Annotated in this window: 21 protein-coding genes and 1 pseudogene; 13 read left to right on the top strand and 9 right to left on the bottom strand. The window is 70.5% G+C overall.

Features of this window, described 5'->3' with window-relative positions:
* Nucleotides 1-6: 6 nt before the first annotated feature.
* Nucleotides 7-2,559, bottom strand: coding sequence for an alpha-glucan family phosphorylase (gene glgP / locus BLW84_RS06655; protein ID WP_093262484.1), 2,553 nt, complete (start codon nucleotides 2,557-2,559; stop codon nucleotides 7-9).
* On the opposite strand from glgP, the gene BLW84_RS06650 reads away from it, so the two are divergent.
* Complete coding sequence (locus tag BLW84_RS06650) at nucleotides 2,537-3,895, top strand: neutral zinc metallopeptidase (RefSeq protein WP_143060876.1); 1,359 nt, start codon at nucleotides 2,537-2,539, stop codon at nucleotides 3,893-3,895. The two genes, glgP and BLW84_RS06650, sit on opposite strands and share 23 nt — an antisense overlap.
* On the opposite strand, the pseudogene BLW84_RS06645 reads toward BLW84_RS06650, so the two are convergent.
* Nucleotides 3,896-4,081 (bottom strand): annotated as a pseudogene (locus BLW84_RS06645) (winged helix-turn-helix transcriptional regulator); the annotation flags it as partial.
* A gap of 200 nt (nucleotides 4,082-4,281) precedes the next feature.
* Between BLW84_RS06645 and BLW84_RS06640 the strand changes: the two are divergent.
* On the top strand, nucleotides 4,282-5,760 hold the full coding sequence (locus tag BLW84_RS06640; protein WP_093262480.1) for a neutral zinc metallopeptidase: 1,479 nt from the start codon (nucleotides 4,282-4,284) through the stop codon (nucleotides 5,758-5,760).
* 90 nt (nucleotides 5,761-5,850) lie between these two features.
* Entirely contained in the window at nucleotides 5,851-6,564 is a 714-nt protein-coding gene (locus BLW84_RS06635) for a tyrosine-protein phosphatase (protein ID WP_093262478.1), read from the top strand.
* A gap of 50 nt (nucleotides 6,565-6,614) precedes the next feature.
* On the opposite strand, the gene trxA is transcribed toward BLW84_RS06635, so the two are convergent.
* Nucleotides 6,615-7,544, bottom strand: a complete 930-nt coding sequence (gene trxA / locus BLW84_RS06630) for a thioredoxin (RefSeq protein WP_218157227.1) — start codon at nucleotides 7,542-7,544, stop codon at nucleotides 6,615-6,617.
* Nucleotides 7,545-7,869: 325 nt separating this feature from the next.
* On the opposite strand from trxA, the gene BLW84_RS06625 reads away from it, so the two are divergent.
* Nucleotides 7,870-8,124 (top strand): hypothetical protein, encoded by a 255-nt coding sequence (locus tag BLW84_RS06625; protein WP_093262476.1) that lies wholly within the window; start codon nucleotides 7,870-7,872, stop codon nucleotides 8,122-8,124.
* A 58-nt stretch (nucleotides 8,125-8,182) separates the two neighbouring features.
* Here BLW84_RS06625 and BLW84_RS06620 read toward each other — a convergent pair whose 3' ends face one another.
* On the bottom strand, nucleotides 8,183-8,485 hold the full coding sequence (locus BLW84_RS06620) for an MTH1187 family thiamine-binding protein (protein ID WP_093262475.1): 303 nt from the start codon (nucleotides 8,483-8,485) through the stop codon (nucleotides 8,183-8,185).
* Between the two features lie 141 nt (nucleotides 8,486-8,626).
* Here BLW84_RS06620 and BLW84_RS06615 point away from each other — a divergent pair, with 141 nt between their 5' ends.
* Nucleotides 8,627-9,127, top strand: coding sequence for a MarR family winged helix-turn-helix transcriptional regulator (locus tag BLW84_RS06615; RefSeq protein WP_093262473.1), 501 nt, complete (start codon nucleotides 8,627-8,629; stop codon nucleotides 9,125-9,127).
* 1 nt (nucleotide 9,128) lies between these two features.
* On the opposite strand, the gene BLW84_RS06610 is transcribed toward BLW84_RS06615, so the two are convergent.
* From BLW84_RS06610 to BLW84_RS06600, 3 genes are all read right to left on the bottom strand, one after another.
* Nucleotides 9,129-9,488: a DUF3817 domain-containing protein gene (locus BLW84_RS06610; protein WP_281247368.1), complete on the bottom strand. Its 360-nt coding sequence runs from the start codon at nucleotides 9,486-9,488 to the stop codon at nucleotides 9,129-9,131.
* Nucleotides 9,489-9,545: 57 nt separating this feature from the next.
* Nucleotides 9,546-9,881, bottom strand: a complete 336-nt coding sequence (gene cutA, locus BLW84_RS06605) for a divalent-cation tolerance protein CutA (RefSeq protein ID WP_093263031.1) — start codon at nucleotides 9,879-9,881, stop codon at nucleotides 9,546-9,548.
* A gap of 86 nt (nucleotides 9,882-9,967) precedes the next feature.
* Complete coding sequence (locus BLW84_RS06600; protein ID WP_093262470.1) at nucleotides 9,968-11,374, bottom strand: glycoside hydrolase family 47 protein; 1,407 nt, start codon at nucleotides 11,372-11,374, stop codon at nucleotides 9,968-9,970.
* A gap of 494 nt (nucleotides 11,375-11,868) precedes the next feature.
* On the opposite strand from BLW84_RS06600, the gene BLW84_RS06595 reads away from it, so the two are divergent.
* The 8 genes from BLW84_RS06595 to BLW84_RS06560 all read left to right on the top strand — a co-directional run bounded on the left by BLW84_RS06595 (nucleotide 11,869) and on the right by BLW84_RS06560 (nucleotide 19,116).
* Nucleotides 11,869-12,843 carry a LacI family DNA-binding transcriptional regulator gene (locus BLW84_RS06595; RefSeq protein ID WP_093262468.1) on the top strand — a complete coding sequence of 325 codons (975 nt, stop codon included), beginning with the start codon at nucleotides 11,869-11,871 and terminating at the stop codon, nucleotides 12,841-12,843.
* A complete protein-coding gene (locus tag BLW84_RS06590; protein ID WP_093262466.1) occupies nucleotides 12,840-13,886 on the top strand; it encodes a class I mannose-6-phosphate isomerase in 1,047 nt (348 codons plus the stop codon). The genes BLW84_RS06595 and BLW84_RS06590 overlap by 4 nt, the downstream gene beginning before the upstream one ends.
* Entirely contained in the window at nucleotides 13,883-14,647 is a 765-nt protein-coding gene (locus BLW84_RS06585; RefSeq protein WP_093262464.1) for an ATP-binding cassette domain-containing protein, read from the top strand. The genes BLW84_RS06590 and BLW84_RS06585 overlap by 4 nt, the downstream gene beginning before the upstream one ends.
* Nucleotides 14,647-15,696 (top strand): ABC transporter permease, encoded by a 1,050-nt coding sequence (locus tag BLW84_RS06580; protein ID WP_093262462.1) that lies wholly within the window; start codon nucleotides 14,647-14,649, stop codon nucleotides 15,694-15,696. Before BLW84_RS06585 ends, BLW84_RS06580 begins: the two co-directional genes overlap by 1 nt.
* A gap of 42 nt (nucleotides 15,697-15,738) precedes the next feature.
* The gene (locus tag BLW84_RS06575) at nucleotides 15,739-16,716 is read left to right on the top strand and encodes an ABC transporter substrate-binding protein (RefSeq protein ID WP_093262460.1); all 978 of its coding nucleotides are present in this window, start codon (nucleotides 15,739-15,741) and stop codon (nucleotides 16,714-16,716) included.
* A 67-nt stretch (nucleotides 16,717-16,783) separates the two neighbouring features.
* Nucleotides 16,784-16,969 carry a hypothetical protein gene (locus BLW84_RS06570; RefSeq protein WP_093262459.1) on the top strand — a complete coding sequence of 62 codons (186 nt, stop codon included), beginning with the start codon at nucleotides 16,784-16,786 and terminating at the stop codon, nucleotides 16,967-16,969.
* 187 nt (nucleotides 16,970-17,156) lie between these two features.
* Complete coding sequence (locus BLW84_RS06565) at nucleotides 17,157-17,567, top strand: TipAS antibiotic-recognition domain-containing protein (protein ID WP_093262457.1); 411 nt, start codon at nucleotides 17,157-17,159, stop codon at nucleotides 17,565-17,567.
* Nucleotides 17,568-17,796: 229 nt separating this feature from the next.
* Nucleotides 17,797-19,116: a DNA polymerase IV gene (locus BLW84_RS06560; protein ID WP_218157220.1), complete on the top strand. Its 1,320-nt coding sequence runs from the start codon at nucleotides 17,797-17,799 to the stop codon at nucleotides 19,114-19,116.
* A 3-nt stretch (nucleotides 19,117-19,119) separates the two neighbouring features.
* Here the strand turns inward: BLW84_RS06560 and BLW84_RS06555 are convergent, their stop codons facing one another.
* Together BLW84_RS06555 and BLW84_RS06550 are read right to left on the bottom strand one after the other, a co-directional pair.
* The gene (locus BLW84_RS06555; protein ID WP_093263026.1) at nucleotides 19,120-19,869 is read right to left on the bottom strand and encodes a hypothetical protein; all 750 of its coding nucleotides are present in this window, start codon (nucleotides 19,867-19,869) and stop codon (nucleotides 19,120-19,122) included.
* A gap of 80 nt (nucleotides 19,870-19,949) precedes the next feature.
* Nucleotides 19,950-21,130 (bottom strand): acetyl-CoA C-acetyltransferase (locus tag BLW84_RS06550; protein WP_245760988.1); only part of this gene is annotated, 1,181 nt, incomplete at its 5' end.

Raw genomic sequence — 21,130 nt, 5'->3', positions numbered from 1 at the left:
CCGGGGTCAGCCGGCGAGGACGACCTTGCCCAGCTCGGCCGGGCCGGACAGCAGCGGGTGCCGGGGCAGGACCCGGACGGTGTAGCCGGCCGGGCCCGCGTGCGGCAGGGTCACCGCCGCCGCGTAGCGCCCGGCCTCCGCCGGTTGCATCGACGCGGTGACGAAGTCGTGCAGCACGTCGGAGTCGTCCACCCGCCCCACGACGACTTCGACATCCACATCGGACGGATCGAGCCCGGCCAGGTCGACCCGCGCCCGCACCGTGACCTGCCCGCCGAGCAGCGGCGTGCCGCCGTCGTCGACGGACATCTCGGTGTCGCTGATCCGCACCCAGGTCCAGGCCGCCTGCAGCCGGGCGCGGTAGTCCGCGATCTCCCGCGCCCCGCGGTAGTCGTCCGCCGACACGGCCCGCACCGACCGGGCGGCCGGGGTGTAGTGGTTGTCGACGTACTCGCGGATCATCCGGGACGCCTGCACGCGCGGGCCCAGCGTCGCCAGGGTGTGCCGCACCATCGACATCCACTTGCCCGGCACCCCGTCGGTGTTGCGCTCGTAGAACATCGGGGCCACGTGGTCGGAGATCAGCTCGTACAGGGCGGCGGACTCCAGGTCGTCGCGCCGGTTCGGGTCGCTGACGCCGTCGGCGTTCGGGATCGCCCAGCCGTTGTGGCCGTCGAACATCTCGTCCCACCAGCCGTCCCGCACCGACAGGTTCAGGCCACCGTTGAGCGCCGCCTTCATCCCCGAGGTGCCGCACGCCTCCAGCGGCCGCACGGGGTTGTTCAGCCACACGTCGCAGCCCGACACCAGGTACTTGGCCAGCGACATGTCGTAGTCCGGCAGGAACACGATGCGGTGCCGCACGTCGGCCTGGTCGGCGAAGCGCACGATCCGCTGAATCATCGCCTTCCCGCCCTCGTCCGCCGGGTGCGACTTGCCCGCGACGACGATCTGCACCGGGCGGTCCGCGTCGAGCAGCAGCTCCCGCAGCCGCTCGGTGTCGCGCAGCATCAGCGTGGCCCGCTTGTAGGTCGGCACCCGGCGGGCGAAGCCGATGGTCAGCACGTCCGGGTCGAAAACCGTGTCGCACCAACCGAGTTCCAGGTCCGAGGCGCCGCGCCGCAGCCACGCGGTGCGCAGCCGCCTGCGCACCTCGTCGACCAGCCGCTGGCGCAGCGAGCAGCGCAGCTCCCACAGCAGCGAGTCGCTGACCGGCTCGATGCCGCGCAACCCGGCACCGCTGTCCATTTCGGACTCGCCGATCAGCTTGCCGAGTTCCCGCGCCGACCAGGTCGGGCCGTGCACCCCGTTGGTGACCGAGCGGATCGGGACCTCCGCGACGCCGAAGCCCGGCCACAGGTTGCGGAACATCTCGCGGATGACCTCGCCGTGCAGCTCGGAGACGCCGTTGGCGCGCTGCGCGAGCCGCAGCCCCATGTGGGCCATGTTGAACATGCCCGGGTTGTCCTCGGCGCCCAGCGCGAGCACCCGATCCGTGGGCACGCCGGGCACCAGGGCCTGCTCCGAGCCGTCGCCGAAGTAGTGCCGGACCAGATCCACCGGGAAGCGGTCGATCCCGGCCGGGACCGGGGTGTGGGTGGTGAACACCGTCCCGGCCCGCACCGCGGCCACCGCCTGGTCGAACTGCAGCCCCGGGTCCTCCTGCAGCTCGCGGGCCCGCTCCAGGCCCAGGAACCCGGCGTGGCCCTCGTTGGTGTGGAACACCTCGGGCTGCGGGTGGCCGGTCAGCTCGCAGTAGGCGCGGACCGCGCGCATGCCGCCGATGCCGGCCAGGATCTCCTGGCGGATCCGGTGCGCCGCGTCGCCGCCGTAGAGCCGGTCGGTGGTCTTGCGCAGGTCGTCGTCGTTCTCCGGCAGGTCGCTGTCCAGCAGCAGCAGCGGCACCCGGCCGACCTGCGCCTTCCAGATCCGCGCGTGCAGGGTGCGCCCGGCGGGCATCGCGACCCGCACCTGGACCGGCTTCCCGGACGGCTCGGTCAGCATCTCCAGCGGCAGCCCGCGCGGATCCAGCACCGGGTAGTGCTCGACCTGCCAGCCCTCCGCCGACAGCGACTGCCGGAAGTACCCGGACCGGTACAGCAACCCGACGCCGATCATCGGCACGCCGAGGTCGGAGGCCGACTTCAGGTGGTCGCCCGCCAGCACCCCGAGGCCGCCGGAGTAGTTCGGCAGCGCCTCGGTGAGGCCGAACTCCATCGAGAAGTAGGCGATCGAGGTAGGCAGCCCGGCATCCTCGTCCTGCCGCTGCTGGTACCAGCGGGGCACCGCCAGGTAGCGGCGCAGGTCGTCGTCGACGGCCCGGGTGCGCGCCAGGAAGTCCTGGTCGCCGGCCAGCTGCCGCAGCCGCTCGGCGGGCACCTCGGCGAGCAGCCGCAGCGGGTCCGCCCCCACCGCCGACCACACCTGCGGATCGACCGCGGCGAACAGGTCCTGGGTCGGCGGGTGCCAGGCCCAGCGGAGGTTGGTCGCCAGCGTGCCGAGCGCACTCAGCTGCTCGGGCAGGTGGGCTCGCACGGTGAAGCGGTGGACTGCTCTCACAGCAGCGGACAATATCTCGGCGCGCCGCGGCGCGTCCGCGGACGTGCCAGCGCCGCCCGAACCCGCGACCGGTGGGAAGCTTGACGTCGTGCGTGCGATTGGACTGGTGGCGCTGGTGATCTTGGTGATCGCCGGCGGCTGCACGGCTGCACCGCCCGAACCGGCCCGTGTGGTCGATCACACGGTCGATCCGGCGTTCGTGCACGGCACCGACCAAGGCGACGCCGACCGGGTCGCGGCCACGGTGGTCACCGACGTGCAGCGCTTCTGGGCCGCGCAGTACCCGGCGGTGTTCGGCAAGCCGTGGCGGGACCTGGACGGCGGGTTCTTCTCGGTCGACACCAACAGCACTGGTGTCCCGCCACCGTGTGCGACCGATGTGAAGGACATCGAAGGCAACGCGTACTACTGCGCCACCGTCGATGCGATCGCCTGGGATCGCGCAGCGCTGCTCCCGGTGCTGCGGGAGCACTACGGCGACGCGTCGGTCGTGGTGGTTCTCGCGCACGAGATCGGCCACGCGGTGCAGCAGCGCGCCGGGATGGACGTCGACGACGCCTCGGTGCGCCTAGAAGCGATGGCCGACTGCTACTCGGGTTCGTTCGTCCGCTGGGTCGTCGACGGCCACGCCGAGCACCTGCGCATCGACCCGGAGCAGCTGGACCGGGCGATGCGCGCGATCGTCGTCTTCCGCGACCCGGTGAACACGAGCACCACCGCGGCGCACGGCACCGCCTTCGACCGCGTTTCGGCTTTCCAGAGCGGCTTTCGCGACGGCGCGCGGCGCTGCGCCGACGTGACGGAAACGTCGCTGGCCGCGCCGGTTCCGGACGATGCGAACAAACCGCTGGACGAAGCACTGCGCGCCGACCGGATTTCCGGCTACTTCGGTGATCTCGTCACCCAGCGCGGCGGACGCTGGACCGCGCCGGACGTCCGCTCGACGCCTGCCTGCCCCGGAACGACCGGCCCCGCCACGTTCTGCGCGCAGCCGCCCGCGATCGTCATCGATCGCGCGGCGATCACCGAACCGCACCGCAGGATCGGCGGCCAAGCAGCCACGACGCTGCTCGCTTCCCGCTTCGCGCTCGCCGCGCTCACCGAACTCGGCCGCCCCACCACCGGAGCCGCCGCGAGCACGCAGATCACGTGCCTCACCGGCGCGTACACCGCCGTGCAGCCGGGGCTGTCGCAAGGCGACCTCGACGAGGCCGTAACGATCGTGCTCGAATCCGACGACGTCGCCCGCGACGCGCAAGGCACCAACACGCTGACCGGATTCGCCCGGCTCGAAGCCTTCCGCACCGGCGCGCTCGGCGGCGCGACGGCCTGCTGATCAGGGCCGGGCGTCGTAGTCGGCGCGCGCCCGGATGATCCCGGGCCGGTGGCGCTCCGCCCTGCCCACCAGGCCGACCAGCGTCTCGTGCAGCTCGGGCGCCATCGACGTGAGCTCGTACTCGACCTTCGGCGGCACCGTCGGAGGGACGGTCCGCACGAGCAGGCCGTCGCGCTCCAGCTTCCGCCGCCCGAGAGCACGGGAACCTTCCTGTCACCGCCGACGACCGGGCGTGAGCATGGGAACCTTCCTGTCACCCCGCCCCTCGCGATCCGACGAGATCGCACGTGAGGTCGATCAGGTAACCGATAGGCTGCTCCGGCACCGGGTGGCACTGCCGCCGGCCCGGCGCAGGAGGACTTCGGCCAGCAGGATGGGGCGCGTCAGTGGTACCGGTATCGACAAGAAGCCGACGGCGGAAGCGGATCCTCGCCACCGCGGTCTCCGCGCTCGCGTGCGCGGCCCTGATCGGCGGGTGCTCGCGGCCGATCAGCGGCACCCCCACGACGCTCGGCGGCTACTCGACCACCGAGGTCGCCGGTCTGCCCGCCACCAACGGCCCGAGCGGACCGAAGGAAGACGCGCCGAGTTCGTCCTTGCCGGTCGAGGGCACCGACAACGGCGCGATGGACAAGCTCGCGCGCGACGCGGTCGCCGACATCGACGAGTTCTGGACCAAGACGTTCCCGAAGGCCTTCCCCGGCAAGCGCTTCGAGCCGGTCAAGCGGCTGGTGTCCTACGACTCGGGCGGTCCCGGCCTCCAGCTGTGCGGGCAGAACACCGCGGGCGTGGTCAACGCCTTCTACTGCCCGCCGGAGGACTCCATCGCGTGGGACCGGGGCACCCTGCTCCCCGAGCTGAACAACAGCTTCGGGCCGATGGCAGTGGTGACGGTGCTCGCGCACGAGATCGGGCACGCCGTGCAGCACCGCGCGAGCACGGCGACCTCGAACGACCAGGTGATCGTGCTGGAGCAGCAGGCGGACTGCTTCACCGGCGCGTACTTCCGGCACGTCGCCGAGGGTTCCTCGAAGTACTTCCAGGTTTCCACCGGGCAGGGCCTCAACGAGGTCATGGGCGTGCTGAACTTCATCCGCGACGCGCCGGGCGATGCCGACTTCCGCGACGGCAACGCGCACGGCTCCGCGTTCGACCGCGTCACGGCGTTCCAGTTCGGGTTCAGCGAGGGCCCGCAGCGCTGCGCCAAGATGGACTTCAACGACGTCCAGCGGCGCACGACGCTCTTCCAGGCGTGGAAGCCCATCCAGAAGGAGAACGCCAACCTCCCGGTGGACCAGCAGAGCCTCGACGCGGTGGAGAAGAGCCTGCGCACGGTGTTCCGCGACACCGGCGCCGAGCCGCCCAAGATCGTCGCGGGGCTGAAGCCGTGCGGCAGCCAGGAGGCCACGTCACCTGCGTCGTACTGCCCCAGCACGAACACGATCTCGCTTGACATGGCGGCGTTGCAGAAGATCGGCCAACCGCCGAGCAAGAACGCGGACTCCACCGGCTACGGCGATTTCGCCGCATACGCCCAGGTCGCGTCCAGGTATGCGCTGTCGGTGCAGAAGGCCACGGGGCTGCCGCTGGACGACGAGGCCGCCGGCCTGCGCACCGCCTGCATGGTCGGTTCGTGGAGCGGGCTGCTGGTCGAGGACCCGTTCGGGCAGCGAAACCCGGTCGGCAGCCTGCGGATCGCGCCGGACGACATCGATGAGGGCGTGTCCGCGCTGCTCGGCGAGGACAGCCTGATCGCGGCGAACGTCAACGGCGATCAGGTACCCGTCGGGTTCGCCCGGGTGGAGGCCTTCCGGGTCGGCGTCCAGGAAGGATTCGCCCCGTGCAGCACCAAGTACGGCGCGTGAGCTGACGGAAGCGGCGGTGTCGTCCCGGATCGGGGCGGCACCGCTTTTTCCTTGCGCACAACCCGAACCGGCCGCGCACGTCCCACGGGTATGACGGAACGGATTCTCGATTGGGAAGGCCTGTTGAACGCGCGGGATCTCGGCGGCCTCCGCGCCGGCGAGGACCGGGCAACCCGCTGGGGAGCGGTAGTCCGCTCGGAAGACCCGGCGGCCCTGACCGCGGCCGGGTGGTCGGCGCTTCAACAGCACGGCATCCGCACGATCATCGACCTGACCGGGGACGACGAGCAGGATCCGGACGCCGCACCGCGTCCGCCCGAGCTGACGACGGTGCACCTGCCGCTGGACGATTACTCCGATACCGAGTTCTGGGACCGGTGGGGCGGCGGAATCTCCTGCACGCCGCTGTACTACCGGGCGTTCCTGGACCGGTTCCCGCAGCGCACCGCGGAGGTGTGCGGAGCGATCGCCCGCGCAGAGCCGGGCGGCGTGCTGGTGCATTGCGGCGGCGGGCGGGACCGCACCGGCCTGATCGTGCTCGTGCTGCTCGCCCTGGTCGGCGCCGAGCCAGCGGATATCGCAGATGACTACGCCCTCAGCCACGTCCGCCGCGCCGAGCTGTGCGCCAGGGTCGGCCTGGGCGACGACACGCCGAAGATCGAAGAAATCATCGGCGAGCACGGCACGACGGCAGGCAGCCTCATCGACGAGGCCGTGACCTCGCGGGACATGGCGGCATACCTGCGTTCCGGCGGCCTTCCCGACGCGGACGTGACCGCCTTGCGCGACAGGCTCCTCGCCTAGGGAGCGAAGACCGGGCGCCGATTTCGCACGAAATCGGCGCCCGGGAACGCTCAGAACAGGGCGCTGGCCAGCGCCCGGCGAGCCGCGACGACCCGGTCGTCGCCCTCGGGGAAGACCTCGAACATCTCGATCAGGTGCCGGCGGATCCGGTCCCGGTCGTCGCCGGAGGTGCGCTTGATCGCGCGGACCAGCCGGTCGAACCCCTCGGCCACCCGGCCGATGGCGACCTCCGCGTCGGCGGCGGCGAGCTGCGCGTCGATGTCGTCGGGGGCCGCGTCGGCCCGCTCGATCGCGGCCGGGTCGGCCTGTTCGGCACGGGCGATGAAGCGGACCTGCGTCAGCGCGGCCTTGGCCTGCTCGTTGTTCGGCTCGCTGTCGAGGATCTTCTGGTAGGCGTCTTCGGCGGCGGCGTAGTCGCCGCGCTCCAGCGCGTCCTCGGCGGCGGTGAACCGCAGGTCCTCGGGCTCCTCCTCGGCGTCGGGCTCGACGCCCTCCTCTGCCGCGCGGATGCCGGGCAGCTGGTCGCGCAGGGCGTTCAGCAGCGAGTCGATCCACTGCCGGATCTGCGGTTCCGGCTGGGCCCCGGCGAAGGCGTCCACGGGCTGACCGCCGGCGATGGCGATCACCGTGGGCACCGACTGCACCTGGAAGAGCTGCGCGATGCGCGGGTTCGCGTCGACGTCGACCTTGGCCAGGACCCAGGCGCCGTTGCTCTCCTGGGCGAGCCGCTCCAGCACCGGCGACAGCTGCTTGCACGGTCCGCACCACGTCGCCCACAGGTCGACGACCACGGGCACCTGCAGCGACCGCTCGACGACCTCGGCCTGGAAGGTGGCCTCGGTGACTTCGATGACCGCAGCGCCGGCCGGCGCTGCGGGGGCATCGCCGTTGGCGGGTGCCTGGCTGGCCGCCCGGGCGGTGGCGTCGGCCCGGTTCTTCAGGGCCGACAGGTCGACTGCGCCCGCCATCGCGGCGGACATCGCTGCTGCTTGCTGGCGTGGATCCGGCCTCGTCACGCCTCCATCCTGACACGTCCTGCCGGTCGCGTGGTCGCTGGGCGGCAGATCTTCCGCGGCCCGCGAAACCGCACGTCCAGAACCGACACGCCGATAGCGCCCGAGATCAAACCGAAGTAGTGAGGAAATGTCGCTCGAACAGGTGGCAAAGCGGGTTCACCCCTAAGGCTCGGCGGCTTTGATCACCGAAGCGGAAACGGAGCCCGCGAGTGACGGTTGTTTTCTCACGGGTCTGCGGGGCCCCATATGGGGGACCCTCAGCCAGTAGTTCAACGAGAGGTACGAATCAGTGCGTATTACTACCCGTGTTGCCGGCGTCGCCGGTGCCGCCACCCTCGGTGTCCTGACCCTCGGCACCGCCGCGTTCGCGGACAGCGCCGAGAACGACGGCATCAACGCGGTCGACGACAACAACATCAGCATCGCTCCGGTGCAGGCGTGCGGCAACAACGTCGGTGCCGCCATCGGTGTTGTCGTGCCGGTCCTGTCTCCGCAGGCCAACAACTGCGTCAACGCGCCGATCGTGGACCACCCCAAGGGCTGACGCATTCAAAGCGCCGGACCGGGGGCGGCTGCACGCCGCCCCCGGTCTTTTGCTGCGCCTACTCCCCGCGCAAGTGCTCCTCGACCCGCCGCACCTTCGAGTGCAGCTGGTCACTGTGCCCCGGCCGGATGTCCGCCTTGAGCACGAGGCTGGTGCGCGGCGCGTTCGCCGAAGCGGCCTCGGTGGCCCGCTTCACGACGTCCATCACCTCGTCCCACTCGCCTTCGATCGTGGTGAACATCGAGGTCGTCTCGTGCGGCAGCCCGGACTCCCGCACCACCTTCACCGCGGCGGCGACCGCCTCGCTGACACTGTCGCTGTCCCCGGCCCCGCTCGGCGCGACGCTGAACGCAACTAGCACGTCTGCTCCTCCATTCCAGACCGGCGGCGTGGTCCACCGGTCACCACGATCATGCTCGGGCAGCGGCGCGGTCCTCCTGATTTCGCCCGACCTGCACCACAGCCACCAACTCGTCGGTAACCGCTGCTAGCGTCGAACACCATGAGCACCCGTAGTCCACTGCCCTTCGACCCAATCGCTCGCGCGGCCGAGATCTGGGCCGACCGGGTAGGCCCGTCGACGACGATGGCCGCGGTGACGAGCGTGATGCGGGTCCAGCAGATCCTGCAATCGGCGGTCGACGGCGCACTGCGACCGCACAACCTGACGTTCGCCCGGTACGAGGCGCTCGTGCTGCTGAGCTTCTCGCGGCGCGGCAGCCTCCCGATGCGCGTCATGGGCGACCGGCTGCAACTGCACCCGACCAGCGTCACCAACATCGTCGACCGGCTGGAGCAGGACGGCCTGGTCCGGCGGGTGCCGCACCCCACGGACCGGCGCACCACCCTGGTGGAGATCACCGAGGACGGCCGGGACCTGATGAAGAAGGCGACCGAGTCGGTCACGGAGATCGACTTCGGGCTGCGCGGCATCACCGAGCGGCAGACCCAGCAGCTCACCGAGCTGCTGGGCAAGGTGCGGCACGCCGCCGGGGACTTCTAAGTCAGTTCAGCTCGCGCAGCGCGTAGCGGACGCGGCCCCAGAACGTCGGCTCGTCGGAGTCCGATTCGGCCAGCAGCCCGCGCCGGTTCGCCCAGCGCTCGAACCACACCGACGCCAGCGGCGGGATCGACGCCACCAGCGCCAGCACCAGCACCCCGAACCGCCAGCGCAGCGGGCTGAACACGACGAGACAGGTCACCACGTAGGCGGTGAAGACCAGCCCGTGGACCCAGCCCATGACCGTCACGCCCAGCGGCTGCTGAAAGCCGTACTTGAACGCCATCGCCACCAGCAGTCCGACCCACGAGAACGCCTCGGCGATCGCAACCACCCGGAACCACCCGGCATACGTACGCGGCACGTCAAACCCACTTCCGTTCCAACGGCACTCCTCTGCGAGTGTGCCGGGTGTCGCCGATCACACCGATCCCGGTCCGCTACGAACGGTCTGGTCGTCGACCCAGGCCAGGTAGGCGGGGTTGCCGCCGACGATCGGGGTGGCGATGATCTCCGGCACGTCGTAGCCGTGGTTCGCCCTGAGGTGCTCGACGAGTTCCGGGAGCCGCCCGGCCGAGGTCTTGATCTGCAGCTGCCACTCGGCATCGTCCTGGGCGGCGCCCTCCCACACGTAGAAGCTGCGGATCGGCACGACCTGAACGCACGCCCCCAGCCGCGCCTCGACGATGCCGCGGGCCAGCTCGGCGGCCGCCTGCTCGGAGTCGGTGGTGGTCACGACCTGCACATGATCAGCCATCCGCCCAGCGTAGCCAGCGGCTGGTGACAGGAAGGTTCCCATGCTCCACCGGCCGGGAGCATGGGAACCTTCCTGTCATCCCTGCGTCAGCGGCGGGCTCCGCGGAGGAGGTTCGCTTCGGTGCTCAGGTAGTTGTTCCGGTAGTCGAAGCGCGGGGTGTCTGAGAAGAGCAGCCAGTAGTACTTCATCTGCTCGGACCACCAGTAGCCCGGACAGGTGTCCTCCTGCGACGGCGGCTTCGCCGTGACGTCGGCGAGGGCGGCGAAGCCGTACTTCGCCTTCGACGTCTTCACCATGTGATCGAAGTGGACGTTCGCGCGTTCGCGGAAGATCTCGTCGCCGGTTTCCAGCCAGAGCACGAGCGCCGAGTCCGCGAACTCGGGGCGCAACGCGTTGCTCCGGTCGCTCGCCGACATCGTCGAGCAGTCCACAGAGGTCGGGATCACCCCGAACTCGTCCTGCACGGTGTTGAACGCGTCGTGGTAGGCGCGACCCTCTGCGACGCGGCCGGATTCGCCGAGCAGACCGGCGTAGAACGCGGCGAGCACGCTCTGCTCGTGGCTGAGGACTTCTCCCGTGAACGCGTCGACTTGCGGGAACCACAGCATGTTCTGGTGGCGTTCGGCCTGGTGGGCGAGGATCGCGTCGGTGAGCGCGTCGTACCACTGCCGGAGTTCTTCGTCGCCGAACAGCGCGTAGCCGTCCCACAGGTACTCGTAGTAGGAGTCGCCCGGCGGGCCGACGGTGGCCTGGCGGTTCCGCCACTCGCCGGATTCGGCGTGGATGTCGTGCGGCAGCAGGCCGAGTTCGGTGCGCTTGTCGTAGACGACCCGCATGGCCTGCTTGGCGAGGTCGAAGTAGCGCCGGTCGCCGGTCCACTCCGAGAGGATCCCGAACTCGGCGATGTAGGTGCCGACCTCGACGATGTTGGTCTCCGGCCGGCTGACCGCCCCGGTCGCCAGGTTCACGTAGCGGTAGGGCAGGCCGGTCGGGGATTCGGTGAAGGCCGGGAGCAGCCGGTCCGCCACGTCGACGGCCAGCTCGAGCAGCCGCTGCTCACCGGTGCAGTGGTACGCGGCGGCGAGCCCGCCGACCATCCGGATGTTGGTCTCGAACACCTGAAACGGCGCATCGACGTCGAAGCGCAGGTTCCCCTTGATCCACTGCACGGCGCGCTCGACTTCCGAGTCGGCTTCCATCAGCCACAACGTGTCGATCGCCTCGACGAGGCTCAGCCCGATGGAGTGGCCCTCGACGAAGAAGTCCTCCCGGCCGCCGGAGATCGGCTTGATGTGGTCGGCGCCCATGGCCCGCTCGACGTAGTGCTGCCATGCCCACAGGAATTCGCGGCGGACGGCCTCGGCAACCGGCTTCCAGTTCCGCCGGGCCGGCGCCCCCGACGCCACCGCCGGCGACGCGGCGAGCAGCCCGCCGGCAACGGCCGCGCCACCGAACAAACGCAGCGCGGATCTCCTGGGGATGCTTCGGGGCATCGCCGCCTCCTCACTGGACAACCTTGTCAAGCCGGGCCGGTTCACCGTCGTCGGAGACGCCGCGGAGGTCAATGCGGATCGCCGTTCTTGTCCGTTTTCGACACCGTGGGGCGGCGTTCGGCCGCGCCGAATACCGCCGCCCGACGACTTGACCCGCGCGGCCGCGACAACGACCCGCCGGCCCCGGGTTCCGGCGCGAGCATGGGAACCTTCCTGTCACCCCGGGCCGGAAAACCGCAGGATGGGAACCTTCCTGTCACCGATCGGCCGGGTCGGCGGGTCGCGCGGGCCGGGATCGGCGGGCGCGAGCATGGGAACCTTCCTGTCATCCCACCCCCGGAACGCCGGGGATGGGGTTGGGCCGATCAGCGGATGTCGCGGGGCCAGGTGTAGTCAGATCCGGGCGGTTGCATTGACAGGCGACGAGGGGCTGCGATCCAATGCCGCCCATCATGACAACGTTGTCTGAGTCCGGGAACGTCCGGCGCGCCACGATGAACGACGTGGCGCGGCTGGCGGGCGTGAGCATCAAGACCGTTTCGCGGGTCGTCAACGCCGAGAGCGGCGTCCACCCGGCGACCGCGGAGCGGGTGCTGGCCGCCATCGACCAGCTCGGGTTCCGCCGCAACCTCAGCGCCCGCAACCTCCGCCGCGGCACCGGAACCGGCACGCTGGGCCTGGTCCTGGAAGACCTGGCCAACCCGTTCTACTCGGTGCTGACCCGCGCGGTCGAGGAAGTCGCGCGGATGCAGGGCAAGCAGGTGCTGACCGGTTCGTCCGATGAGGACCCGGCGCGGGAACGCGAGCTGGTGCTGGAGTTCTGCGCGCGCCGCGTCGACGGGCTGATCGTGGTTCCCGCCGGTCACCAGCACGGGTACATCGCGCACGAGATCAACGCCGGGACGCCGGTGGTGTTCGTGGACCGGCCGCCGGGCAACCTCGACGCCGACACCGTGCTGATCGACAACGCCGGCGGCACCGCGCTCGCCGCCCGCCACCTGGCCGAGCACGGGCACCGCGACATCGCTTTCCTCGGCGACGCACCGGAGATCCACACGGCCGCCGAGCGACTGCGCGGCTTCCGGGAAGGCTGCGCGCAGGCCGGTGTCCCGTTCTCCCCCGACCTGGTCCTGATGGGGCCGCACACCGACGAGTCGGTGGCGCAGGCGCTGCGCGCCACGCTGCAGCGCGCGACCGCGCTGGTGACCGGCAACAACCGGATCACCGTGCAGGCACTGCGCGCGCTGGCCGGTCGACCACGTCGGCCGGCGCTCGTCGGCTTCGACGACTTCGAGCTCGCCGACCTCCTCGACCCGCCGATCAGCGTGATCACCCACGACACCTGGGCGCTGGGCCGGTCGGCGGCAGAACTGCTGTTCGCACGGCTGGACGGCGACCGCACGCCGCCACGTCGCCTGGTCGTTCCCACTCGGCTGCTCGCCAGAGGTTCCGGAGAGGTATCACGTTGAGCTCTGTCCACAATGATCAGTCCGGCCCGGCGGTTCCGATCGCCCTGCCGGCCAACCAGCCCCGGCAGTTCTACCGGGGCGGTGCGTCGATCGCCGCGCTGCGCGGCTCGGACGACCGCGAATTCGGCCCGGAGGACTGGGTCGCGTCCACCACGACGCGGTTCGGCCAGGACGAGTCGGGCCTGTCCCGCCTGCCGGACGGGCGTTTGCTGCGCGACGCGGTGACCGCCGAACCCGAGCGATGGCTGGGCGCCGAGCACGTGGCCGCCTTCGGCGACAGCACCGCGCTGCTGGTCAAGCTCCTGGACGCGGGGCAGCGGCTGCCGGTGCACTGCCATCCCTCGGACGCCTTCGCCCAGCGGCACCTCGGTTCCCGGTTCGGCAAGACCGAGGCGTGGATCGTGGTCGGCACGTCCGGCGCGAACCCGGTGGTGTACCTGGGTTTCCGCGAAGACGTCGCGCCGGAGACGGTCGCCCGGTGGGTGGCCACGCAGGATTCGTCGGCGATGCTCGGTTCGCTCAACGAGATCCCCGTCCGGCCCGGCGACACCGTGCACGTCCCGGCGGGCACCCCGCACGCCATCGGTGCGGGCGTGTTCATCGTCGAACTGCAGCAGCCGACGGACTTCTCGATCACGTTGGAATGGCAGGGTTTCCTGGCCGATGCCGAAGGCGCGTTCCTGGGCATGGACCGGCAGACCGCGCTCGAAACGGTCAATCGCGACGGTTTCGGCGATGCGGTGCTGGACTCGCTGATCAAGCGCACCGCGGACCGGTCCGAGCCCCGCGTCCCGCTGCTGGCCGACGACGCTGCGCCCTTCTTCCGCGCCGAGCGCCTGCACGGCGGCGTCGAACTCGAGCCGTCGTTCGGCGTGCTCATCGCGCTGGACGGCAGCGGGAATCTGCGCACGGACGGCGGCACCGAACTGCCGCTGCACCGCGGCAGCACCGCCGTGATCCCGCATTCCGCCGGGGCTGCACAGCTCGACGGGGACGTCACCGTGGTGCACTGCCGCCCGCCGACTGCTGGGAGCCCGAGATGACCGAACCGCTCCTGGAAGCCCGCAACCTGGTCAAGCGCTACGGCAGCGTGGAAGCGCTGCGCGGCGCGTCGTTCACCGTGCACCCGGGTGAGGTCGTCGCGCTCATCGGCGACAACGGCGCCGGCAAGTCGACGCTGGTGAAATGCCTTTCGGGCGTCGAGCAGCCGGATTCGGGGCAGATCCTGGTCGGCGGCAAGCCGGTGACGCTCGACTCCCCCACCGTCGCCCGGTCGCACGGCATCGAGACCGCCTACCAGGACCTCGCGGTGGCGCCGGATCTCGACCCGGCCGCGAACCTGTTCCTGGGGCGGGAGATCCGGCGGCCCGGGCTGCTCGGCCGGCTCGGCATGCTGGACAAGGCGAAGATGCGCGAGCAGGCCGCCGAGCAGTTCGCGAAGTTCGGGGTGTCGCTGCCAGACCTGTCGGTGCCGATCGGCTCGCTGTCCGGCGGGCAGCGGCAAAGCGTCGCGGTCGCGCGCTCGGTCACCTGGGCGGACAAGCTCGTGTTCATGGACGAGCCCACCGCCGCTCTGGGCGTCGTGCAGCGTGAACGCGTGCTGGAGGTGATCCGGCGGGTTCGCGACACCGGCATCTCGGTGGTGCTGATCAGCCACAACATGCCGGAGGTGCTGTCGGTCGCGGATCGGGTCGAGGTGTTGCGCCTCGGCAGCCGGGTGGCGCGGTTCAGCGCCGCCGAGGCGACCCTGGAGGACCTGGTCGGCGCCATGACCGGCGCACTGTCGCAGGAGGACGCGAGCTGATGGCCACCCAGCAGGAAACACCCGAGTCCACTGTGGAAGAGAAGGCGCCGGCCCCGGCCAAGGGAATCGGCGCGCGGCTGGCTTCCTCGAACACGCTGTGGACCGGCCTGGTGCTCGTCGTCCTGTGCGTGCTGTTCAGCGTGCTCCGCCCGGACGCCTTCCCCACCCTGTTCAACACCCAGAACCTGCTGGTGCAGGCGGCGCCGCTGCTGATGCTCGCGGTCGGCATGACCTTCGTGATCATCACCTCCGGCATCGACCTGTCGGTGGGATCGGTGCTGGTGTTCTCCGGCGTCGTGTCCGCGATGACCATGGAATGGCTCAGCGGCGGCGACGCGACGAACGCCGGCTGGGGCGTGATCGCGATCGGTCTGCTGGTCGCGCTCGTCGGCGGCGCGCTGTGGGGCCTGCTGAACGGGTTGCTCGTCGCCGTCGCCCGGGTCCCGGCGCTGATCGTCACGCTCGGCTCGTTCGGCGCGGCACTCGGTGCCGCGCAGCTGCTCACCAACGGTGTCGACGTGCGGACGGTGCCCAACGCGCTGCGCAAGACCCTCGGCACCGGGACGTCGTTCGTGGTGGTCCCGAACCTGGTGATCCTCGCGGCGGTGATCACGCTGCTGGCGCTGTGGCTGCTGCACACCACGGCCTTCGGCCGCTACACCTACGCGATCGGCTCGAACGCCGAAGCCGCCCGCCGCAGCGGCATCAAGGTCACCCGGCACCTGGTCACCGTCTACGCCCTCACCGGGGTGCTGGCCGGGCTGGCCGGGTTCATGTCACTGGCCTACTTCGGCACCACCACGATCAGCGGCCACAGCAACGACAACCTGAACGCGATCGCGGCCGTGGTGCTGGGCGGGACCAGCCTGTTCGGCGGCATCGGCACGGTGCTCGGCAGCGTCATCGGCGTGTTCATCCCCGCGGTGCTCGACGCCGGATTCGTGATGACCGGGGTGCGGCCGTTCTGGCAACCGATCGCGGTCGGCGCGGTCCTGGTCGCCGCGGTCTGGCTGGACCAGCGCAGGCGGCGGGCGCGCAACAACCGCTGACACTCGATCTTCGGCACAACGGCGTGTGGAGGTAAATCGCTGATGAGAACGCACAAAACCGCGCTGGCGCTGGGTGCGGCGCTGCTGCTGGCCGGCTGCGGGTCCGGCCAGATCGGTGACACCGGCAACGGGCAGACCGATCCCAACAACAAGAACCTGGCCCTGATCACCGGGATGCGCGGCGAACCGTTCTACGTGTCCATGGAATGCGCGGCGCAGCAGGAGGCGAGCGCGCAGGGCTACCAGCTCAACGCGCAGGCCCCGGAGAAGTTCGAGCAGGCCGAGCAGTCGCAGATCCTGGGCGGCATCGTCAGCACCAAGCCCGGCGCGGTGATCATCGCGCCCACCGACGACAAGGCGCTGGCCGCGCCGTTGCAGCAGGCCAAGAGCAACGGCATCCAGGTCGTCGAGGTCGACACCGCGCTGGAGGACCGGTCCATCTCGGTCACCTCGCTGTCGTCGGACAACTACGCGGGCGGCCAGCTGGCCGCGCAAACGCTGGCGCAGCTGGTCGGCGACAAGCCGGGGTCGGTGCTGGCGCTGAACACGAAGGCGGGCACCTCGACCACCGACGCGCGGGCCAAGGGCTTCGAGGAGGAGATCGCCAAGCACCCGAACCTGAAGCTGCTGCCCACCCAGTACACCGAGAACGAGGCGGCGACCGCCGCGCAGATCGTGTCGGCGACGCTGGCCGCGAACCCAGACCTCGTCGGCGTGTTCGGCACCAACCTCAACACCGGCGAAGGCGCCGCCACCGCGCTGTTCAACGCCAGCAAGTCCGGGCAGGTGCAGCTGGTCGGGTTCGACGCCAGTCCGAAGCAGGTCGACGACCTGCGCAACGGCCGGGTCCAGGCGCTCATCGCGCAGAACCCCGGCAAGATCGGGCAGGAAGGCGTCAAGCGCGCCATCGCGGCGATCAAGGGCCAGCCGGTCGAACGGGAGACCAAGACCGAGATGATCGCCATCACCAAGGACAACATCGACCAGCAGGCGCAGTACTTCTACAAGGCCCACTGCTGATCGCCCGTGCCGGGGCCGGCGTCATCGCACCGGCCCCGGCCGCCGGCGCCGGGGCTACCTTGAGTGCATGGGCAAATACGGCGAACTCTTCCCCGGCCGGAAGCTCCAGCACGAAGGCGACCAGACCGGCATCTCGCGAGGGCACGACCCCGACGGGCCGCTGGACCTGGAAAGCGGTGTGGTGTTCCTCGCGCCGCCCGAACGGTCCGCGGCCGACGAGCAGGACGACACCGCTGGTCCGGAAGCCGGCTGAGCGCCATCGCACTCGACCGGGGCATCACAGGCTGGTAGCGGATCGCCGCAATCACGCGCAGCGTCCACTTCGCTCAGTTAATGTGCCACGGGCAGGTGATCAGGGCCGTGATCGCCCGCAATGTCGATCACGATCCGTGCTTGATCGTCATGCGCCGTGCCCGCACGTCAGGGGAGGAAGGGACGCCGTGCAGCCGTTTGGGAGCCCCGGTCTCGATCAGGCCGAAGCCGTCGAGGACGGCACCGCCCTGATCGGAAACCTCACCCCCGCCGGAGCCAACGGCCCCATCTCCCCGGAGCAGCGCAAAGCGCTCGCGCAGCGCATCGGCGCCGACTGGAACCGGATCAGCTCGGCCGTCGCCGAGCTGTTCGCCACCGGCGTCCCCGAGAACGACCCCCGCACCCAGCAGGTGATCCACGAGCACTACCGCTGGCTCTGCCACTTCTGGACCCCGGACCGGTCCTCCTACCTGCGGCTGGCGGAGATGTACGTGAACCAGCCGAAGTTCCGCCGCCGCATCGAGCGCCGCAAGCCGAAGGGCATGGCCGACTACATGCGCGACGCGATGATCACCTACGCCTGGGCGAAGCTGCGCTGACCGGCCGCCGGGCGGCGCGGTGACAGGAAAGTTCCCATGCACACACCCCGGCTCGGGGTGACAGGAAGGTTCCCTTGCTCGTTCCCGCACGGCCGGGAGTGACAGGAAGGTTCCCATCCTCGCGCCCCGCCGCGGAGGTCAGCGGCCTGCGGTGACAGGAAGGTTCCCTTGCTCTCACCTCGCCCGGCCGCGGCGGCGGCTGTCAGAGGCATCCCGTTGAATGGCGGTCATGCCGAGGTGGGTGCTGCACATGGACATGGATGCGTTCTTCGCGTCCGTGGAGCAGCTGACCCGCCCCACCGTCGGCGGGCGCCCGGTGCTCGTCGGCGGGCTCGGCCCGCGCGGCACCGTCGCCGGCGCCAGCTACGAGGCCCGGGAGTACGGCGCGCGGTCGGCAATGTCGATGGCGGAGGCGCGCCGCCGCTGTCCCGTCGCGGTGGTGCTCCCGCCCCGGTTCCGCGTCTACCAGGCGGTGAGCAAGCGGGTGCTCGGCATCGTCCGGGAGGTTTCGGACGTCGTCGAGCAGGTCTCAGTCGACGAGGCGTTCCTGGAGCCCACCGAGCTCGCCGGGGCCACCACGGCGCAGGTCGAGGACTTCTCCACGCGGCTGCGCGCGCGGGTGCACCGCGAGGTCGGGGTGACGGCGTCGATCGGCGCCGGCGCCGGCAAGCAGCTCGCCAAGATCGCCTCGGGCCTGGCCAAGCCGGACGGCATGCTCGTGGTGCCGCCGGAGCAGCAGCTGGAACTGCTGTCGGGGCTGCCGGTGCGCAAGATGTGGGGCATCGGGCCGGTGACGGAGTCGAAGCTGCACCGCATCGGCGTCCAGACGATCGGCGAGCTCGCCGCGCTGCGCCCCAACGACGTGACGTCGCTGCTCGGGCAGGCGCACGGCACCGAGCTGCACCGCCTCGCGCACGGCATCGACGAGCACCCGGTGGCCGAGCGCGCCGAGGCGAAGCAGGTCAGCGCCGAGACGACGTTCGACTTCGACATCACCGACCAGGCGAAGCTGCAGGCCGAGGTGGCAGGGATGGCCGAGTCGGCGCACCGCCGGTTGGTGTCCTCGGGGCGCGCCGCGCGCACCGTGACGATCAAGGTCCGGGACTCCGACTTCACCACGATCAGCCGCGCGGAGACGTTCGCGTCGGCGACCAGCGATCTCGGAGCGCTCGCCGCTGCGGCGCGGCGGTTGCTGCCCGTTGCTGTCCCGCCGGGCACGCCGGTCCGGCTGGTCGGCGTCTCCTACTCGGGATTGGCGACCTCGGAGCAGGAGCCGTTGTTCGGCAACCCAGCCGACCAGCAGGAATCTCCGGCGCCCGCCGCCCAGCCCGTCCCCGAACCGAGCCCGGCGCCGGCGACCCGGCACTGGCGGGCGGGCGACGACGTGCGGCACAGCGAGTTCGGGCACGGCTGGGTTCAGGGCGCCGGGCACGGTCGCGTCACCGTCCGGTTCGAGACCGCCACCAGCGGCCGCGGGGTGGCCCGCACCTTCGCCATCGACGCGCCGGAGCTGACCTCGTCGGACCCGATCGACAGCCTCGGCTGGTAGCCGTCAGGCCTGCGGCGGCGGGAGTTCCCGCTTGTACCGGCCGATCCACTTCTGCGGGGCGACCGTCTGCACCGCGTCTTCCAGCTCCTTCGGCAGCCTGCTGAACGGCGGCAGGTGGAACCGGTAGCGCTCGCCGGGCAGCCCCGGCATCGACGGCTGCTCCTCCACCCGCCAGCGGTCCAGCTCCGGGTGCCGCGACGCGAAGCCCGGATCCGCGGGGTAGATCTCCAGCGCGTGGCGGCGCTCCGGCGCGACCGGGCGGCGGTGCTGGATCCATGGCAGCGTGCCGACCCCGACGGCCTTGATCTCGTCCCACGTGACGCCGAACACCTCGCCGCGGGTGCGGGCGTAGAAGCCGCTGCGGTCGAGCAGGAAGCCGCGGCTGTTGAGCATGCCCCGGGATGCGGTGAGGAACCAGAGGAAGATCACGCCGAAGACGAGCTGCCAGATCCACAAGCCGACGCTGTTGCCGTTGTTGACCAGTGCCGCGGCGACGAGCACGGTGAGCAGACCGCTGATGCCGCCACCGATGAGCAGCGCCTTGAAGCTGCTGGCGCTGACGTCGACGTCGTGCGCGTCCGCGCTCAGCAGGGTCGGGCGGTGTCCGCCGCCGGGCTGCACACGGGTGGCGGGCTCGGCAGCTCCGGCGGGGTTCGAGGTGTAACGGGCGGTGTTGCGGGGGCCTGCCGGGACGGTCGCCCTCTCCTGCTCGACCCGATCAGCCCGTTGCCATCCCCCTGGAAGCCACTTCATGCCGTCCAGGGTAGCCACGCCGGAGCCGGTCGATCACCGACGGTGCGGGATCTCCGGGTCGATTTCAGGGTTGGTAGTGGTCAGGCTTTCGGGGTGCGGAGGATCAGGGCGTCGCCCTGCCCGCCACCACCGCACAACGCCGCCGCACCAACACCGCCACCACGACGCCTGAGCTCCAACGCCAAGTGCAACACCAACCGCGCACCCGACATCCCGATCGGATGCCCCAACGCGATCGCACCACCGTTGACGTTCACCCGCTCCTCATCAACACCCAACGCACGCATCGACGCGATCCCCACCGCCGCGAACGCCTCATTGATCTCCACCAGATCCAGATCCGCGACCTCGACCCGCTCCCGCGCACACGCGGCCCGGATCGCATTCGACGGCTGCTCATGCAAACTCGCATCCGGCCCCGCGACCACACCATGCGCACCGACCTCGGCAAGCCACGACAACCCCAGCTCCTCAGCCCTGGCCTTGCTCATCACCACGACCGCCGCCGCACCATCGGAAATCTGCGACGCCGACCCCGCCGTGATCGTCCCATCCGATGCGAACGCCGGACGCAGCCTCGCCAGCCCCTCCACCGTGGTGTCCGCGCGAATGCCCTCATCGGCGTCCACGACCAGCGGGGCGCCCTTGCGCCGCGGCACCTCCACCGGCGCGATCTCCTCCGCGAACACACCCCGCTGGGCGGCAGCCGCCGCACGCCGATGAGACCGCGCCGCGAACGCGTCCTGCTCCTCGCGGGTCAACCCATACCGCGCGTTGTGCTTCTCCGTCGACAACCCCATCGCGACCTGATCGAACGCACAGAACAAACCATCATGCGACATGTGATCCAACATCGACACATCACCGAACTTGAAACCCTCACGCGACCCCGTCAGCAAATGCGGCGCCTGCGTCATCGACTCCTGACCACCCGCGACCACCACATCGAACTCACCCGCCCGGATCAACTGATCCGCCAACGCGATCGCATCCAGCCCCGACAAACACACCTTGTTGATCGTCAACGCCGGCACATCCATCGGAATGCCCGCCGCCACCGCAGCCTGCCGCGCCGGAATCTGCCCCGCACCCGCCGTCAGCACCTGACCCATGATCGTGTACTCGACCTGATCAGGCCGCACCCCAGCCCGCTCCAACGCAGCCCGAATCGCGAACCCACCCAACTCCGCACCCGAAAACCCCTTCAGCGAGCCCAGCAACCGCCCCATCGGAGTACGAGCCCCCGCCACGATCACAGAAC

Origin of the sequence: Saccharopolyspora shandongensis (genome assembly GCF_900106995.1) — a bacterium.
GTDB classification, from domain to species: domain Bacteria; phylum Actinomycetota; class Actinomycetes; order Mycobacteriales; family Pseudonocardiaceae; genus Saccharopolyspora; species Saccharopolyspora shandongensis.
Note: the sequence above shows the minus strand (reverse complement) of the source record. Positions and strands in the feature narration are given on the sequence as shown.

What these genes read in the sequence shown, in the direction of transcription:
- BLW84_RS06600 (WP_093262470.1), bottom strand. Translation starts at nt 11,374, where the DNA reads ATGCCCCGAAGCATCCCCAGGAGATCCGCGCTGCGTTTGTTCGGTGGC.
- BLW84_RS06570 (WP_093262459.1), top strand. Translation starts at nt 16,784, where the DNA reads ATGGGCAAATACGGCGAACTCTTCCCCGGCCGGAAGCTCCAGCACGAA.
- BLW84_RS06555 (WP_093263026.1), bottom strand. Translation starts at nt 19,869, where the DNA reads ATGAAGTGGCTTCCAGGGGGATGGCAACGGGCTGATCGGGTCGAGCAG.
- BLW84_RS06560 (WP_218157220.1), top strand. Translation starts at nt 17,797, where the DNA reads ATGCCGAGGTGGGTGCTGCACATGGACATGGATGCGTTCTTCGCGTCC.
- BLW84_RS06635 (WP_093262478.1), top strand. Translation starts at nt 5,851, where the DNA reads ATGACGGAACGGATTCTCGATTGGGAAGGCCTGTTGAACGCGCGGGAT.
- BLW84_RS06585 (WP_093262464.1), top strand. Translation starts at nt 13,883, where the DNA reads ATGACCGAACCGCTCCTGGAAGCCCGCAACCTGGTCAAGCGCTACGGC.
- BLW84_RS06575 (WP_093262460.1), top strand. Translation starts at nt 15,739, where the DNA reads ATGAGAACGCACAAAACCGCGCTGGCGCTGGGTGCGGCGCTGCTGCTG.
- BLW84_RS06595 (WP_093262468.1), top strand. Translation starts at nt 11,869, where the DNA reads ATGAACGACGTGGCGCGGCTGGCGGGCGTGAGCATCAAGACCGTTTCG.
- trxA (WP_218157227.1), bottom strand. Translation starts at nt 7,544, where the DNA reads ATGTCCGCCGCGATGGCGGGCGCAGTCGACCTGTCGGCCCTGAAGAAC.
- BLW84_RS06580 (WP_093262462.1), top strand. Translation starts at nt 14,647, where the DNA reads ATGGCCACCCAGCAGGAAACACCCGAGTCCACTGTGGAAGAGAAGGCG.
- cutA (WP_093263031.1), bottom strand. Translation starts at nt 9,881, where the DNA reads ATGGCTGATCATGTGCAGGTCGTGACCACCACCGACTCCGAGCAGGCG.
- BLW84_RS06615 (WP_093262473.1), top strand. Translation starts at nt 8,627, where the DNA reads ATGAGCACCCGTAGTCCACTGCCCTTCGACCCAATCGCTCGCGCGGCC.